This window comes from Syntrophomonas sp. UBA5494 (assembly GCF_002426325.1).
The window spans coordinates 36475-52280 of the sequence record NZ_DIPG01000134.1; the positions used below are offsets into that span (position 1 = coordinate 36475).

The 15806-nt window shown below is 49.7% G+C and carries 18 protein-coding genes; all 18 read right to left on the reverse strand.

The genetic code is table 11. From position 1 onward, the window contains the following. Positions 1-160: 160 nt before the first annotated feature. Positions 161-499: a flagellar protein FlaG gene (locus B3W37_RS15155; protein ID WP_483176286.1), complete on the reverse strand. Its 339-nt coding sequence runs from the start codon at positions 497-499 to the stop codon at positions 161-163. Positions 500-895: 396 nt separating this feature from the next. Further along, complete coding sequence (locus B3W37_RS15160) at positions 896-2257, reverse strand: flagellin N-terminal helical domain-containing protein (RefSeq protein WP_481042285.1); 1362 nt, start codon at positions 2255-2257, stop codon at positions 896-898. Positions 2258-2642: 385 nt separating this feature from the next. Continuing rightward, a complete protein-coding gene (fliD, locus tag B3W37_RS15165; RefSeq protein WP_483176287.1) occupies positions 2643-4079 on the reverse strand; it encodes a flagellar filament capping protein FliD in 1437 nt (478 codons plus the stop codon). 14 nt (positions 4080-4093) lie between these two features. Next, a complete protein-coding gene (gene csrA / locus B3W37_RS15170) occupies positions 4094-4348 on the reverse strand; it encodes a carbon storage regulator CsrA (protein WP_481042281.1) in 255 nt (84 codons plus the stop codon). A gap of 1 nt (position 4349) precedes the next feature. After that, positions 4350-4811 (reverse strand): flagellar assembly protein FliW, encoded by a 462-nt coding sequence (gene fliW / locus B3W37_RS15175; protein WP_483169990.1) that lies wholly within the window; start codon positions 4809-4811, stop codon positions 4350-4352. Between the two features lie 299 nt (positions 4812-5110). Continuing rightward, positions 5111-6013, reverse strand: coding sequence for a flagellar hook-associated protein FlgL (gene flgL / locus B3W37_RS15180; RefSeq protein WP_483176288.1), 903 nt, complete (start codon positions 6011-6013; stop codon positions 5111-5113). Between the two features lie 6 nt (positions 6014-6019). Further along, positions 6020-7552, reverse strand: coding sequence for a flagellar hook-associated protein FlgK (gene flgK, locus B3W37_RS15185; RefSeq protein WP_483176289.1), 1533 nt, complete (start codon positions 7550-7552; stop codon positions 6020-6022). A gap of 28 nt (positions 7553-7580) precedes the next feature. After that, complete coding sequence (locus tag B3W37_RS15190) at positions 7581-8075, reverse strand: flagellar protein FlgN (protein WP_483176290.1); 495 nt, start codon at positions 8073-8075, stop codon at positions 7581-7583. A gap of 12 nt (positions 8076-8087) precedes the next feature. After that, the gene (locus B3W37_RS15195; RefSeq protein WP_481042273.1) at positions 8088-8384 is read right to left on the reverse strand and encodes a flagellar biosynthesis anti-sigma factor FlgM; all 297 of its coding nucleotides are present in this window, start codon (positions 8382-8384) and stop codon (positions 8088-8090) included. A gap of 155 nt (positions 8385-8539) precedes the next feature. Further along, complete coding sequence (locus B3W37_RS15200; protein ID WP_483176291.1) at positions 8540-8944, reverse strand: TIGR03826 family flagellar region protein; 405 nt, start codon at positions 8942-8944, stop codon at positions 8540-8542. 20 nt (positions 8945-8964) lie between these two features. After that, entirely contained in the window at positions 8965-9687 is a 723-nt protein-coding gene (locus B3W37_RS15205; RefSeq protein WP_483176292.1) for a phosphoribosyltransferase family protein, read from the reverse strand. Positions 9688-9824: 137 nt separating this feature from the next. Next, a complete protein-coding gene (locus B3W37_RS15210) occupies positions 9825-10064 on the reverse strand; it encodes a hypothetical protein (protein WP_483176293.1) in 240 nt (79 codons plus the stop codon). 37 nt (positions 10065-10101) lie between these two features. Then, the gene (locus B3W37_RS15215; protein WP_481042265.1) at positions 10102-10755 is read right to left on the reverse strand and encodes a response regulator; all 654 of its coding nucleotides are present in this window, start codon (positions 10753-10755) and stop codon (positions 10102-10104) included. Next, positions 10724-11935, reverse strand: coding sequence for a sensor histidine kinase (locus tag B3W37_RS15220; protein ID WP_481042263.1), 1212 nt, complete (start codon positions 11933-11935; stop codon positions 10724-10726). Before B3W37_RS15220 ends, B3W37_RS15215 begins: the two co-directional genes overlap by 32 nt. A gap of 59 nt (positions 11936-11994) precedes the next feature. Then, on the reverse strand, positions 11995-13422 hold the full coding sequence (locus B3W37_RS15225) for a phosphoglucomutase/phosphomannomutase family protein (RefSeq protein WP_483176294.1): 1428 nt from the start codon (positions 13420-13422) through the stop codon (positions 11995-11997). Between the two features lie 124 nt (positions 13423-13546). Next, on the reverse strand, positions 13547-14662 hold the full coding sequence (gene wecB, locus B3W37_RS15230) for a non-hydrolyzing UDP-N-acetylglucosamine 2-epimerase (RefSeq protein ID WP_481043064.1): 1116 nt from the start codon (positions 14660-14662) through the stop codon (positions 13547-13549). Between the two features lie 61 nt (positions 14663-14723). Next, entirely contained in the window at positions 14724-15134 is a 411-nt protein-coding gene (locus B3W37_RS15235) for a hypothetical protein (protein WP_481042259.1), read from the reverse strand. Between the two features lie 139 nt (positions 15135-15273). Continuing rightward, positions 15274-15806 (reverse strand): TetR/AcrR family transcriptional regulator (locus B3W37_RS15240; RefSeq protein WP_483176295.1); only part of this gene is annotated, 533 nt, incomplete at its 5' end.

A 15806-nucleotide genomic window follows, 5' to 3' on the forward strand; every position in this document is an offset into this window, starting at 1 on the left:
ATAGCATCTTCCACGGCTTTTATTGCCCTGTCATAGAGCATGATCAAAAGCCTGCCCGGGGACATAGTAGCTGCGCTGGTCTTTTTATATTTCTCATACATCATAAGGTTTTCCTGCATCATTTTCCTCCTTGGCTTAAATCGTGTCTGTTTGTATTTCTCTATACCTGGGTGTCCAATAAGATGCCCAGTTCCTCTTCCAAGACTTGTTTAAAACGGGCCGAAATCTCCAGAATAGTGTCCGCAGGCCACTCGCGAATCACTTCCTGGGTGGCAGCGTTGACCATTTTCACCTGATAGCGCCCGCTGGACTGGTGCAGGGTGAATTGCAGGTTATAACTGGCAAAAAAGCGGTTCAGCTCAGTAACCGCCTGGTTTAAATCGCTTCCCTGCATGGCGGGCGGACTGTTTTCTTGCGGTTGGGACGGCTTATTTTCACCCCCTCTGACGCTTTTAGGGGCCGGGTCGTAATCCGGTGGCAGGCTGGCTTCGATGCGCATGGTAACACCTCCTTACTTGAAGCTAAGTAAGTTATCGTTTTTTAGGAACAAAATCTTGAGACCGATGTTACCGAAATAATGCGGTTTACGCCCATATAATCATCAATAGTCCCGGCCTTTGGTCCTAAACGGAAAGCAATAGCGCCGCTTTACCTGTAGCACGGCATCAAACCAGCGCAATCAGGACCGGGTTATACCGTCAAATCAGGCTGCTCCGCCCCGTAAAGACTCAGCGGGCCCCAGGAAGTGCTTTATTGCGGTGGGCAAACAGTAAGAAAAGGCCGGGGTTCATGGTTATCCGCCGAAAGGTTTTGATCATTGCACCGCGCTGTTGATTTCTGCCCAGAAAAATGGGCTCTGGGATTATCCAGAGCCCGGGTTTGGGGAGTTTAGTTGTTATCTGAGCAACTGCAGCACGTTTTGCGGCTGCTGGTTGGCCTGAGCCAGCATAGCGGTGGCAGCCTGGCTGAGGATGTTCATCTTGGTGAAGTTCATCATTTCCTTGGCCATATCCACGTCACGCACCCGGGATTCAGAAGCGGACAAGTTTTCCGAGGTGGTTCCCAGGTTGTTGATGGTGTGTTCCAGACGGTTCTGCATAGCCCCTAATTTGGATCTTTCCGCAGATACTCGGGTGATTGCTTCGTCAATGGTGGAGATAGCGGCATTGGCGCCGGCATGATTGGTGACTACCAGGCCATCAACTCCCAGAGCAGTTGCGCTCATGTCATTAATGGACAATGAGGTATTCTGGTTAGCGTTGGCACCAATCTGGAATTTTACAGCATGGTCAGTTACGGCGATGGTAAACGCATTGGTACCTGCAACATAGTTGGTCTTTACTTCGAACTCAAAGCCCCCAATATTAAGGGTTCCGCCAGAGTAGTTAAAGGGTGCATTGCTAACTGTTTTAGCACCGCTCAAGTCAATATCCATCCCGTTGGCGGATAAGGCGATATTTATAGCACCAGCCTGAGTAATGTTATCTGTTCCCAGATCGATGGTCAAGCCTCCAATATCGAGGTCAGATACAGTGCTCGCCCCACTAATGGTGGTTTTGGTTCCATCAGGGCCAGTTAATGTGAAGGTGGCTGTGTTCGCTACATTGTCGTAGTCGGTTACTTCCAGGTGATAATTACCATAGCTTATATGGGCACCGGCAGTAACTGAAAAAGTATCCTGATCAACAGCCCCGTTCAAGGAACTTCCACTTGTAACGAAAGTGTCGGTTCCTGCAGATGTCATAGTCAATGTATAGGTACCAGTTGTTATATCACTTCCGGTAATCTGGAAACCCTGTGGTTGAAAGTCTAGAACAGATGCAGTGTAAGTCTTACCCATATCGCCGTTCAACAGCTTCTTGGTGTTGAATTCGGTGTCAGTGGAGATCCTGGTGATCTCAGTTGCCAGCTGGTCGATTTCTTTTTGGATCTCAGCCCGGTCGGCTTCGGTGTTGGTGCCGGTAGCGGACTGAACCGCCAGTTCTCTCATTCTCTGCAGTATGCTGTGGGTTTCATTCAGCGCCCCTTCAGCGGTCTGTATCATGGAAATGCCGTCCTGGGCATTGCGGCCGGCCTGATCCAGGCCTCTGATCTGGCCGCGCATCTTTTCGGAAATGGCCAGCCCGGCGGCGTCGTCGCCGGCGCGGTTGATGCGCAATCCGGATGACAGTTTCTCCAGGGCTTTGTTGCCTATAGAGCTGTTGGAACTTAATTTGTTATAGGTGTTGAGTGCTGCGATATTGTGGTTGATAATCATTTAAAAATTCCTCCTTGAAATTCGCTGGCCCACTTCCCTGCGGGCCGCCTCATAATACTCCTGAAACTCCGCTGGTTTTGATGTTTGCCCTTGATTTACCCCCTTGCATTTAATAATGATTGCAATTATTATATCGGGATATATTCGGGAAATATTTACTACTATTTTTAAATAATCTAGGCCCTAAGTATATATTTTCTGTTAATTATCAAGTATCTTCGCCCTAAAGACTATTAATTTTAATAATTAGGACTACAGGGCAAAAAAATGAGAATATACTGACTATCCAGGAGACCCTCTCCGCTTAGGACGAAAAAAGGCGGGGAGTCGCTGGTCGTCCCCGCTTGGCCGAATTATTTATCTTTTGCCCGAATCACTCATCCATCTACTGACCGGAACCGCTGGCGAACTGCTGGGCCAGCCACTGGCTCTGGGCATTCATCTGCTGGAGCGCTTGTTCCATAGCCGTGAATTGCCGGTAATACCTGTTTTCCACTTCGACAAGGCGCTCTTCCAGGGTGTAAATCCTTTTTCCGACCCGTTCGAGTTCCCGTCCCAGGCTGCTTTCGTCAACCCCGGTGCTGACAGTGCCTGCGGTGTTGGTGATGCGCTGCATACTGTCAATGACCTGATCATAGAGCCTTACTGCTATACCTTGATCAGTTCCGCTTTCGGTATTGGTAAACAGATTCATCACCGCTTCGGGGTTGTCGCTCAAAGCGGTTTTGAGTTCGTCCTCATCGATATGTAGTTTGCCTTGATCCTGCCAGCCCGAGGTGGTGATGCCGATAGCGCTTAAGCTGGAATACTTGTCCGCCCCGGCGACAATTGAACTGGCCTGGTTGCGGATCATACTGTAGAGGCTGAAAAGGGTGGAGTCACTGTGCAACAATCCGCTTTTAGCCTTTTCTTCCCACTGCTCAATATCTTTTTCCTTCATGTCCTTTTTCTGTTCATCACTTAAGGGGGTAAAATCGCGAAAACGTTTTTCCCCCAGCTTTTCAGAGATGTATCCCACCGCGGCGTTGTATTTTTCCACAAAATCCTTGATCTTGGCCACTATGTTGTCGACGTCGGGGCTTACGGTTATATCTACAGTCTGTCCCTCTTTCAAGAGGGCGAAGTTGATATTGTTAAAGGTAAAGCGGTTGGATGCGAAATTAAGTTCCTGGCCGCCATTGAATCTGATAGCGGCATCAACACCCGCTACCGTGCCCAGGTCGACATTCAAAGTGTTGGCCAGGAAACCGCTGCTGTCCTCCAGTTCAATCCTGGCCTGGTCGCCGGTGCCGGAAGTGAAGAGGTAAAATTTATTGAGGCCGGCATCGTAAGTAGCCTTGATTCCAGTTGCCGCCTGCTGCTCATTGATCTTGGCCACCACGGTTTGTATGGTGTCGCCCTCCTGAACGGTGATGGTGGCCGAACCGTTTTTGCCGGTCAAAGTGAATTCGGCATCCTCCCCGCTGTGGACATACTCGCTCATGACCGGCGTGCTCTCTTTGCTGGCGCCCCGGGCCAGCCTTAAAACTTCCACACTGAAGCTGCCTTCAATGGTGGTGCTGGCCGCTGTGGCGGTAAGCACTGCCGGGTCTGAGGAAGTGACGGTTTTGGCCTGAAAAGTGCCCTGTAGTTTTAAGTTGAGCAGGGAACTGCGCAAGGCCAGGAATTTGGTATTGGCCTCCCGGTACTGCTCCCGTTTCCATTCCAGGATCTGCTTCTGCTGGCGCACTGCGTCCACCCGGGCCCGTTCACCCTTCATGGCTTCTTTTATTATGCTCTCAGTATCAAATCCGCTCGCTAATCCCGATATCCTTATAGCCATCCTGATACCTCCAATTACCGGGGCGTAGTTTCCAGCTGCGCTTTAAACAGGTCATCCAGCAAATGATGCGGTTCCTGACCTGGTTTTGCCGCAGCCGCCTGCATATTGGCCGCTACGATCTCCCGGTAGATTTCCTGACGATAAACCCCGACTTCCCGCGGGGCATCGATGCCGATCTTAATGTAATCCCCCTGTACGTCAACCACCGTAATGCGTATCTGTTCACCTATACAGATGCTCTGTCCCTTCTTGCGATTCAACACCAGCATACTATCTCACCCCCTGAGCGGGGCTCAATATAGAATCTTCGAATAGCGGATGTTTGGTATGATACCTTGATAACTGCGGAATATATTGAATTCCCACCTGCTGGTCGAAGTTGATGATCAAAGGGGCCAATAGATTGGCGGTGGTCTCGGCAAAAATCTCGGGTATGGTCAATAAGGCGAATACATTAAGAGACCCCTTGCCGCCTTCCCTGATTTTCAGACGCCGCAATTCCCGGTTGTTGATCTCAATCTCATAATGGGGGAAAAACGTGAATACATCTGCCAGGATGAAGCAGAGCTGCTCCTTCCTCACCGATTGCAGATAAAAGAAGGGCGAGTCCGCCGCAAAAGGAATGATTACAAACTGCCGTTCCTCTTCAAATGCCGGCAGGCCTTCCGGGAAAAAAATAATTTGATCACTTTCAATTTCGATCTCTTCCAGGTACTTGCTCTTAATCTTCATGCAGTTCACCTTTAAGTGTGCCTCCCCATTTACCTGGCTAAAATATTTTGTTATTTCATATATCGTTTTAGAGGGGCTGTCTCTTGATATCAATCTGTCATCTTCGCTGGGGATAATCACGAATAAAACATGACCCCTGGCCTGGCTCAATATTTTAGAAAGCCGAACAGGAGCCTGGCCGCCCCGCCGCCTTCCCGGCCCGGTAATTGATTTCGAGCTTAGGCAGCGGCAGCTGGCGATAAAATAAAATTACTGGATGAATAAGCCGAAATAGGATTTTGCGCCCATATTATAAAAACTTATTTGAGGAAATCAACCAGCGTAGGCTGGATAATCCGTGCTCCTGCCGCCAAGCTGGCACTGTACACGTTTTCCTGCATCCTGAGATTCATAACCGCTTCTTCAAACTCAACATCTTCAACTCCTGCCAAAAGGCTGGTCAAAGATACTTCCGCTTCTTCGAGGCGGTTTTGCTGCAGCTCCATGCGGTTAACGCGGGCTCCTACTACAGCGCGCTTGCCCAGCAGATCGTCGATTTTGGCGTCAACGTTGTCCAGCATGCCGCTGATTCCTTCAAAATCGGATGCATTTATAGAGGTTATTAAATCGTTTATCATGGCGAACACCCCGCCGTCCGGGTCCCCGGAAGCGTCGACTCCGCCGGGATTGCCGAAAAAGCCTGTCATGTCCAGATTGAGGGCTACCTTGACCCCAATGCCGATCTCCGTTTCCAGCAGTTGAGCATTGCCTTTCCAGACCTCCCCCTCACAGGGGGCCTGGGTGACATTGGAGCCGGCAAAGATAAACTTTGACCCATAAGTGCTGTTGGCCACCAGCTGCAATTGTTCTTTAAGCTGCTCCATTTCAGCGGAAATGGCTTGCATAACCTCCTCCGAGTTGCTGCCGGTGCCGGCTTTTACCGCCAGTTCCCGCACCCGCTGCAGGATTTCGTTGATGTTGTGGAGAGCCCCGTCGGTGGTTTCCATAAAGCTGTTGGCCTCATTGATATTGGCCAGATATTGTTCGTTCTCATTAAGGGCGGTACGCAATCGCAGAGCCTTGACCAAACCGGAGGGGTCATCGGAAGGACTGTTGATTTTCCGGCCGGTAAATAACTGGCGTTGGCATTCATCCAATCGCCGGGTATTGGTATTCAAGTTGCGGATCAAATCATTGACCATCATAGTAGAAGTAATGCGCATCTTCTATTACCTCCCCACCAGTCCGAGGCGGTTAACCACCAGGTCGAGCTGCTCGTCTATCGCGTTGATAAAACGGGCCGCAGCGTTATAAGCGTGCTGATAACGTATCATATTGGTCATTTCCTCATCCAGGGAGACCCCGGAAATACTCTGTCGCTTGTTGTCCAATTCCCCCACCAGGTTATCCTGATTCTGCGCCATGCGTTTGGCCTGCTGACCCTGCACGCCGATAGTCGAAGCCAGGGAACGCCAAAAATCATCCATTGTCATAGCCCCGTCGATAGTCAAGCCGTGTTTCAGCCGGGCCAGATTCAGGGCATTGTTTCCGTCTCCAAAATTAATGGGTTGGGCTTCAGCCGGCGGAACCGGATCTTCCCCTGTAAGCGGGTCGCCCCAGGTGCGCTGGCCGGCGGCGGCGATCCCCCGGGGATCATTGAGGATGTCATCGGCCACCTTCATATACTGGGCCCAATCGCTGACTGTGCCGGGGTCGGCCGGTTCAGCAAAGAAATTGGCGCCGTCAGGAGTACCGGTCTTATTAATAAGACTGAAACCCTGCCGGTGCAGCTGGTTGGTTTCCTGTACAATGGCCATGGCCAGCCGGTTGAGCTTGTCTATCATTTCGGGAACCAGACCCCGGTAGTCGGAAGAGGCATCGGCAGGATGAAGAGTGGCCCCCCTCACATCCAAGAGGCCTTTCAATTCTCCCCCGCTGATCTGTGTTTTCACCCGGGTGTCTTTCCAAACAATCATTTGCATGCCATTGGCATCGGCTTGGGTATCCAGAGTACTGTAAGTCAGGCCCTGAACCAGGGTTCGCCCCCCCAGCTGAACCGCAATGGTGCCATTAGACTCCTGATGGACGCTAATGTCCACGATCTTGCTGAGCTGATCCAAAAGCAGATCACGCCTGTCCAACAAGTCGTTGGGTTGTTGCCCCGACACATTGATGGCCAGGATCTGCTTATTCAAATCCTTTATCTGTTCTGCCATGGAATTAATATCCTGGACCCTGGTTTCCAGGATAGAATTCACATCGTCGCGCAGTTCCACCAGCTGGCGATAGGTATGGTTGAAAGTGTCTGCCAGAGTGGCTCCCCTCTCAGCCACGACTGTGCGGGTGGAATCATTTTCCGGGTTGCTGACCAGATCCTGCCAGGCTTCCCAGAATTGATCCATTACCTCCCTTAACCCGGAATCTGAAGGTTCGTTAATGATGACCTCCAATTTACTGATGGATTCGGAAATGCTCTGCCAGTAACCGGCGGCCTTATTCTCGTTGCGATACTGGTTGTCCAGGAACTCTTCGCGGATGCGCTCAATAGTGCCCACCGCGACGCCTGTTCCAATCTGCCCCACCCCCACTGCGGTCTGCAATGACGGGGTGCAATATGGCGTGGTGGTTTCCAGCTGAGCCACCTGCCGGGTGTATCCAACCGTATTGGCATTGGCAATGTTGTGGCCGGTGATGGTCAAAGCGGTCTGCTGCGCGGTGATGGCCCGCTTGCCTATTTCTAATCCAAGAAATCCTATCGACACCTTGTATCCCTCTTTTCCAAGGTCGAATTTATATTTTGCGGTCGAGGAGGTTGATTCTGGCTCTCATGTTTTCTGCTTGCAGGCCTTTTTCTGAATAGGTTCCGGGTTGATCGCCCACCATGGCCGCTTCCAGAAAAGCGATATGATCCAGGGACTGCTGCAAGAGTTCATTATTGTGCTGATTCAAGGTTTTTAAGCACCCCAGGCTGATTTCCAGCCTGCTTATGGAGTCCTGCATAAGAGCAGCGAGATGCGGGCAATTGTCTCTCACCCATTTCAACAGTTGTTGAGAATTCAATCCCGGGTGTTCCGGGTACAAACCGCCCTGGGCGCGAAAACGGGCACCTTCCCATTTTTCCAATTCCAAAATGACGATGCCCTCTTCACGAATCAAGTTATCCAATTCTTTGATATTCCCCTGAATAACGAGCTTCTTTTTTTCACTGGCCAGGATTACCAGCTTTTCAACCATCTCATTAACTTTATCCTGGAGTTCTATCAGCTCGAGGCATTGTTTTTCCATAGCGCACCACTTCTAAACGAGCTTATCTACGATAGCTCTTTGAATGATTTTCTCCGCAATTTCATCGTCTGCCAGAGTATAGGTTCCGGTGGAAATGCTTTGCTGCAATGCGGTCACTTTATCCATACGGATATCATCGGTTTGTTTGACCGCTTGCATCGCCTTTTGCTTGAGACGGCTGGCCTCAGAAATCATCAGCTCATCCTGTTTGGCCACACCCTGGCTGCGCGCCGTGTCGGCCGGGGTTAATTTATAATCCCGGGCGTAAGTTTTGAGTATGTTTTGTACCTGAGTTTTAGAAATTATCATAGTTCCCACCTCATACTTCTAGCTATTTTTTAACTCGTATAAAAACATTGATATCCTTATCCGTTTAACGGGAGTTTTTCGGGCTTTTACTGCATATTATTAGCTCTATCTCATTATTTTAGCCAGTTCTGATAAAGCGGTTTTTTAGCTGGGTTTTATTTGTCGATTTTATAGATATGCATTTGGTCGCGCCCCATAGGGAGCGGTTTTGCTTTTTCCGCTGCGGCGGGCATAATCCCCTGCAGCTGCTGGTTCAATTCATAAGAACACTTGGTGCAAAAACGCCCGGCGTCAATTTTAGCCGAGCAGCGCTCACACTTAAGACTGGCCACAAATCCACGGGAAAGCAGACGGCCTTCGCGCAAAAACTGCAAAATGGTTTCTTCCTTAACGCCAGTAGCCTGGGAAACTTCGATAACGTCTGCCCCATTGTGGTCGCGCACATATCTGCGCACAATAGCGAATTCTTTATCGACATTATCGAGGCACTTGCGGCACAAGCTGCTTCCCTGGGAGGCAAAAACCCGTCCACATTGTCTGCAATTCTTCAAGTCTGCCATGGCAATCTCCCTCCTGCTGCCTAGAAACCTTTACCGGTTGCCCAGGTTATCACCGAAACCCGGGCAGCCCCGGCCCGCAATAAGCTGCGGGTACACTCTCGGGCAGTCGACCCTGTAGTATATACATCGTCAACCAGCAGAATATTCTTTGCTTTTATGCGCTGCGGATCTCTGACTTTAAAAGCGCAGAGCAGGTTCTTCTCTCGCTCCTCTTTGGTCAATTCCCTTTGGGCAGGGGTTTCCTTGACCCGCAGCAGCATGTTATTATCCATGGGCAGCTTTAAATGCCGGGCAATATGCCGGGCCAGCAGCTCGGTCTGATTAAAACCGCGCTGGGTTAAGCTGCCCAGGGAAGCGGGAACCGGAATAATGACATCTATCGGCCAGAATCGGGACTCGTTCTTAACCACTTCGGCCATCAGCCGGCCCATTTGCCCGGCCAGATATTTGCGGCCCAGGAATTTTAAAACCTTAATGGCAATGCGGTAGCCGTCCTTATCATATGGGCCTACTGCCCGGGCTATGTGAAAACCGGGCGAATTGACCCGGCAGTCATGACAAAGCACATCTTCGGTATCCAAATACTTGCCGCATAAATCACAGATCGGCAGGCAGGTTTGGGCTTTTTGCATCTCTTGGGCGCAGTTTTCGCACCAGGGACGACGGCTAGAGAACCTTCCCGGTTCTCTGCACACGCAGCATACGTTTTCAGGAAAGAGAATATCCAGCAACAGATTTAACACCCAACCCCCTCCTTTCCGCCAACAATAGAAATCCGGCCGTGTGGCGCCTCTTACCCTACGACAAAACATATATTAATCATAATACAGCTTAATAGGAAATTGTATGGGTAAATCAAGCTTCCAGGAAATAGAACGGCTTAATTATAAAAGAGGGGTTCTCCCGACATGTCCATGTAAGCTGGCAGGAAAAAAAACCGACCGTTTTCCTTCTCTCCGGCCGGTTTAATTTTTTCGTAGCGGCGGCCCCGTCTGAAGCGTTTGGAACACTGGATACTGCCTATAATCAAAGCCGCCATGATGACTACCCATACAGAAAACACCATTAATTTTAAGAAGAAAGCCATGTAAATAACCTCCTTCAAGCCTATTTTGTACATAATATGCTTTCCGGAGGCCGAATCATTCCTGGTATTACTAGGCTTCGCCCTCTTCGTCTACCACTATGTCGTTTCGTAGGGCATAAACGGCCGCTTGAGTTCGATCTTTTACATTAAGTTTGCGGAAAATACTGGTTAGGTGGTTCTTTACTGTTTTTTCGCTGATAAAGAGAGTGTCTGCCATGTCTTTGTTGGAGTTGCCTTTCACCAGCAAGGTCAGGACATCTTTCTCCCGTTTGGTGAGTTTGACATCATCTTCTTTCTTTTCATTGCGGGTCAATTCTTTGACCAGCCGGTTGGCAACCCGGGGATGAATTACGATTTCGCCGTCGATAACACGATGAATGGTGTCAATGAGCTCGCTGCCAGCCACATCTTTGAGGACATAAGCGGAAACCCCTGCTCTGACCATCTCTACAACCTCTTCATCCTCGTAGATTGTCAAGGCGATAATGCGAATCGAAGGGATCTCCCTTTTAATAACCTGCGTAGCTACAACCCCGTTGGTGCCTGGCATATTAACATCCATCAAGATAATATCCGGTTTCTCTTTGCGAGCTATGTTGATAGCGCCCTGACCGTCGCCCACCTCGGTGATGACTTCAATGCTTTTGTCCAACTCTAATAGCTTGCGCAGGCCCTCCCTAACTAGCACATGGTCATCCGCTATTACAACTTTTATTTTGTCCATCCTTGACATCTCCCTCCAGCGGCACAGTTATGATAACCTGTGTTCCCTTGCCGGGCGCCGAGATGATCTCCACTTCGCCGCCCAGCAATTCGACCCGTTCCTTCATGCCCATTATCCCGTAACTCTCTGATTTGGTCGCGGTTCTCCCCATATCGAACCCGCGGCCTTCGTCTTTTATCACCAGTGTCAGGCTGCGGCCTTTATCTTCCATTTTAACCAGTACTTTATTAGCCCCCGAATGTTTGCGGATGTTGGTTATGGACTCCTGAACCATTCGAAACAGGGCGATTTCCAGGGACATATCGTATTTCTTCTTCTCGCCGAAAACCACAAATTCGATATCCAAATCGTATTTAGCGCCATAGTCCTTGAAGAAGTCGCTCAAGGTGGCACAGAAATCATCTTCGTGGAGCAGAGAAGGTTTCAGGTCGAACATAATGCGTCTGATCTCGCTCAGGCTCTCCGATCCCATCTGCTTGATATTTTCAATCTCTTCATATATGCGGTTGATATCATCCTCCCACAGGTGTTGAATGAGATCCAAACGGATCATCATACCCGCCAAATTCTGCGCCGGGCCGTCATGCAGATCCCGGGCAATTCTACGCCTTTCGGCTTCTTGTGATTGTATGATCCAGATGCCCAACTGCCTGTTCCTGTGGGAATCTTCTATGGTTTCGTTTATCCTTTCGACATTTCCCTTGAGAATCTTGAGGGCAAAACCGGTGGAACTCAGAAAGCTTTCCGCTTTTTGATTGATAGCCTGAAATTTGTTGATGTGGCGGGTAAGCTCCTCACGCCTCCTGCGCAGGTACATTTCGCTTTGACGCAGGTCCAACAGCCTCAGCTGCAGTTCACGCGCGCTCTCATAAGCCTTCTTGATATCAATTTCCGAGTAGGAGCGAAAATTTCGGCTCACTTCCATTAATCGCAAACGAGCCAGCCGTTCGAGTTTTTCGTTTTTTTGCACCTCATCAATAATCCGCCCGGCTTCCAGGGTGAGTTCTTCCATCTCCACCTCCAGGCGAATACATTGCTTGCGGCTCTCTTCGGATATGTCAAAAATATCACCACGGCTTTGCTCCATGGTGTTAATAATTTGAACAAGAATCAAATCCAGTTGATTCAATTCATTCGATCCTAAATTTTCGCTGTCTATAGAACTTTCGTCGTTATTCATAAAAATTCCTCTTCCTACTCTTCATAAATTTTATATGATGAAGGAATCTTGTACCAGACCTAATTATTTATTTCCAGAGCCTCACAGAAAGCCTTCTCAATGGCCTCTAAGCTCTGCAAATCGGCGCTTTCAGTATATATTCGCAAAACCGGTTCGGTATTTGAGAAGCGTGCCAACAGCCAGCTGTCATCAGCCAGGGACCAGCGCATCTCTTCCTGATCGGTTATCGATAGGACTTTCAGCCCTGATATGGTCTTAGGACGAAAAGCTGATAACCGCTCTTTGAGCAGGGGTTCTCGTCCCTGGGTAAATAACACATCCTGGCGGCGATTAACCAGGCGCCCATAGTCCCGGTAAAGCTCTTCGGTCAATTCAGCACAGCTTTTTCCGCTGTAAGCCATCATCTCTACTGCCAGGAGGCAAGCCAGTATGCCGTCTTTTTCCGGAACATGGCCCCAGACGCTCAGACCGCCGCTTTCTTCACCACCCAGGAGGCCGTTGTACTCACGCATGGCCTGGCTGACATATTTGAATCCCACCGGGGTTTCGATGACTTGTAAACCATTCAGTTTGGCGATACGATCCAATAGATGAGTGGTGGCTACGGTACGCACTACCGGCCCCCTCACCGTCCGAGTTTTAAGGAAGTGATCCAAAAGCAGGGCTATAACCAGGTTGCCGTTTATGAATCTGCCCTCCTGGTCAACGATTCCAAAACGGTCGGCATCCCCGTCCAGGGCCAATCCTATATCCGCGTTATAACTGACTACCGCACGGCGCAAATCGAACAGGTTCCGTTCCACCGGCTCGGGAACAATATTCCCAAACATCACGTCACGATGATTGTGTATAGATTTTACTTCGATGCCCAGTCGGGTCAAATACTGCTCCAGAAATCCCATTCCGGCTCCATACATCGGATCCACAACCACCTTGAGGCTCTTGGCTTTGAAATGCTCCCGGCGGAGAATCTTGTCAAGATGGGTAAGGTAGGCGTTATCCAGTTCAATTTCCTCAATTAAACTCAACTGAGCCGCTTCCTTGAGATCTATTTCATATACTTTGGCGCCTTCCGCTACCCTGTTGATCTCGGTTTCTATACACTGGGTCTCCTCAGGCAGGGCCGGCCCGGCATAAGCCGGAATAAATTTGACTCCATTATAGTGGGCGGGATTGTGACTGGCAGTAATCACTATACCCCCACTACATTCCAGATGGCGCACTGCAAAAGCTACCAGGGGCGTGGGGGCGGGGTTTATCAACATATGAACCTTGATCCCGTTTCCGGCCAGGATGCGTGCGCACTCCTGGGCGAACTCGGGCGACATAAAGCGGTTGTCATAACCTATTACCACGCTTTTGCGCGGTCCGGTTCCACTATTTATATGAGCGGCGATTCCTTGAGCCACCATTCTTAAATTTGCATAGGTGAAATCCCGAGCGATAATAGCCCTCCAACCGTCGGTTCCAAAATGTATTGGCGTCATCTTTCTCCTCCTCAATAAATGCGTGAGCTGAATTCCTCCCAGAAGTCGCTAAACGAAGTTTACCACCCTTTAGAAGGGATTAGATACAGAACTCTTCTTCGGCAACTACGGGTTAAGCTTTGCTTCAGACCTGCGCTCCAATGCGCACATAAAGAAAGCTGATCAATTCCCGCACAATCCTGCGGGCTGCTTTGCCGTCACCGTAAGGGTTGATAGCCCGGGCCATCTTGTCGTACTCACGAGGATCGGATAACAATTTTTTGGTCTCTTCATATATTTTACGGCGGCTGGTGCCTACCAATTTGACAGTGCCTGCAGTGACGGCTTCAGGCCGCTCAGTAGTATCGCGCAACACCAAAACCGGCTTGCCCAGGGCCGGAGCTTCTTCCTGCAAGCCGCCTGAATCGGTGACAACCAGGTAAGATATGTTCATGAGATGGGCAAAGGGTTCATAATCGAGAGGCTCCAGAAGATGTATGCGGGGCTTGCCGGACAGCATCTCTTCTGCTATGCTGCGGACGACAGGATTTTTGTGCACCGGGAAGACGACCGCGATGTCAGGAAACTCTTCGACCAGCTCCAGCAACGCCTGGTATATTTCGCGCATCCTTTCGCCCCAGTTTTCGCGGCGGTGGGTGGTGACTAAAATCAGCCGCTTGCTCATGTCGATGCCGGCAAATTCCCGGCCAAACTGATAGTCATCCTTAATAATGCTGAGTAAGGCATCAATAACTGTGTTACCGGTGACCCATATCTTGAATTCGGCGGTGGCCTCGGCCAGAAGATTTTCGCGGGAGGTGTCTGTAGGGGCGAAGTGTAATTCTGTGAGGCGACCGGTCAGGGTGCGGTTCATCTCTTCAGGAAAAGGAGAGTACTTGTTGCGGGTACGCAAACCGGCTTCTACATGTGCCACCGGGATGCGCATATAGAAGGCCGCTAATGATGCCGCCAGGGTAGTAGTGGTATCCCCGTGCACTATTACCAGGTCCGGTTTCTCCTTTTCCAGAACCTCCTTTAATCCGCTTAAGGCTCCTATGGTAATGCTGAATAAATCCTGACGGGTTTCCATCAGATTTAGATCGTAATCCGGCTGGATTTCAAACAGGCGTAAAACCTGATCCAACATCTCCCGATGCTGCGCGGTTACGGTCACAACGGTATGTATATCCGGCACCTTTTGCAGCTCTTTAACCACCGGAGCCATTTTTATGGCCTCGGGGCGAGTTCCAAAGACGACCATGACTTTGCCTAAATACACTATGATTCCTCCTGTAGCCTCAATGTAATGATCAATAGTACTTCTATTTCTTTAAGGTTGAAACCGGCACAATGGCGGTAATTTTGAAGACCAGACAGTTTTTTAGCGGGAACTGGCGGTAGGGAGTTTGAGCAAGCTTGCGCTGCAAGCGTTCAAAATACTCGCCGCCGGTGGTGTCGTCTTCCAGTTCCACATAAACCCTGACGCCGTCTTTGGTCTGCTGCCCCTCATCAGTCACCAAAACCAGGAATACCCCTTTTCCGGTCTGCTTTAAATTAGCATAGGTGCGGTCAGCGCCAAAACGCGCACAAATGATGCGGTCATCACCAATCATTTCTAATACTGTCAAAACCGCTACGTTGACATTGTACTCTTCATCAACCGTACTCAACGTTGTGGAAATCAAGTTGGCATTTAATAGCTGACGGGCCTTTTCTACCAGATTATTTTCCACTACCACACCTCCTGGCTTACCTATTGATTAGCATCATAGTAATACATTCCCAGAATCAAGTCAAAAGGAAGCGATAGGGGAGGTTCCTTTATTCTAAGAGTAAAGGAGCCTCCCCATTACTGGTTCTTATTCGCTGCGCTTATTTTCTAATACCGTTGATGATGGCACCGGTGATTTGCTTTGATAGCTCCTGGGGATCTAATTCAACATCGTTCATGACTATGCAGCCGGCAAAATAAGGAATCAAGGCGCAGACCATGCGGCTGATCACACTGGGATCCAGGTCATCTCTGAGTTCTCCCCGGGCTATGCCCTTTTCCATCAAGGCCTGCATCTGCTGTTCTTTTTCAGCTTTTATCTTAAGGGTCCAAGCCAGCAATTCCTGATCCACCGCCTCTACCTCCCAGAAGCTTACCCGGGCCAGCTGACGGTTTTCCAGAAAATAGCGCAAGTGTGCGCTGATAGTGCGGTGCAGTTGCTCTTGTACGGACATATTCTCGATTTGTTCCAAGGGGATATTCTCCTGAAAATTACGCCAGCCGGTAAATAATACTTCATAGAAAAGCTCCAACTTGCTGCTGAAGTATTCGTAAATAGTGCCTTTGCCGGCCCCGGCTTGTATGGCGATTTCCTCCATGCGGGTATTATGATAGCCTTTGCGGGAGAACACCT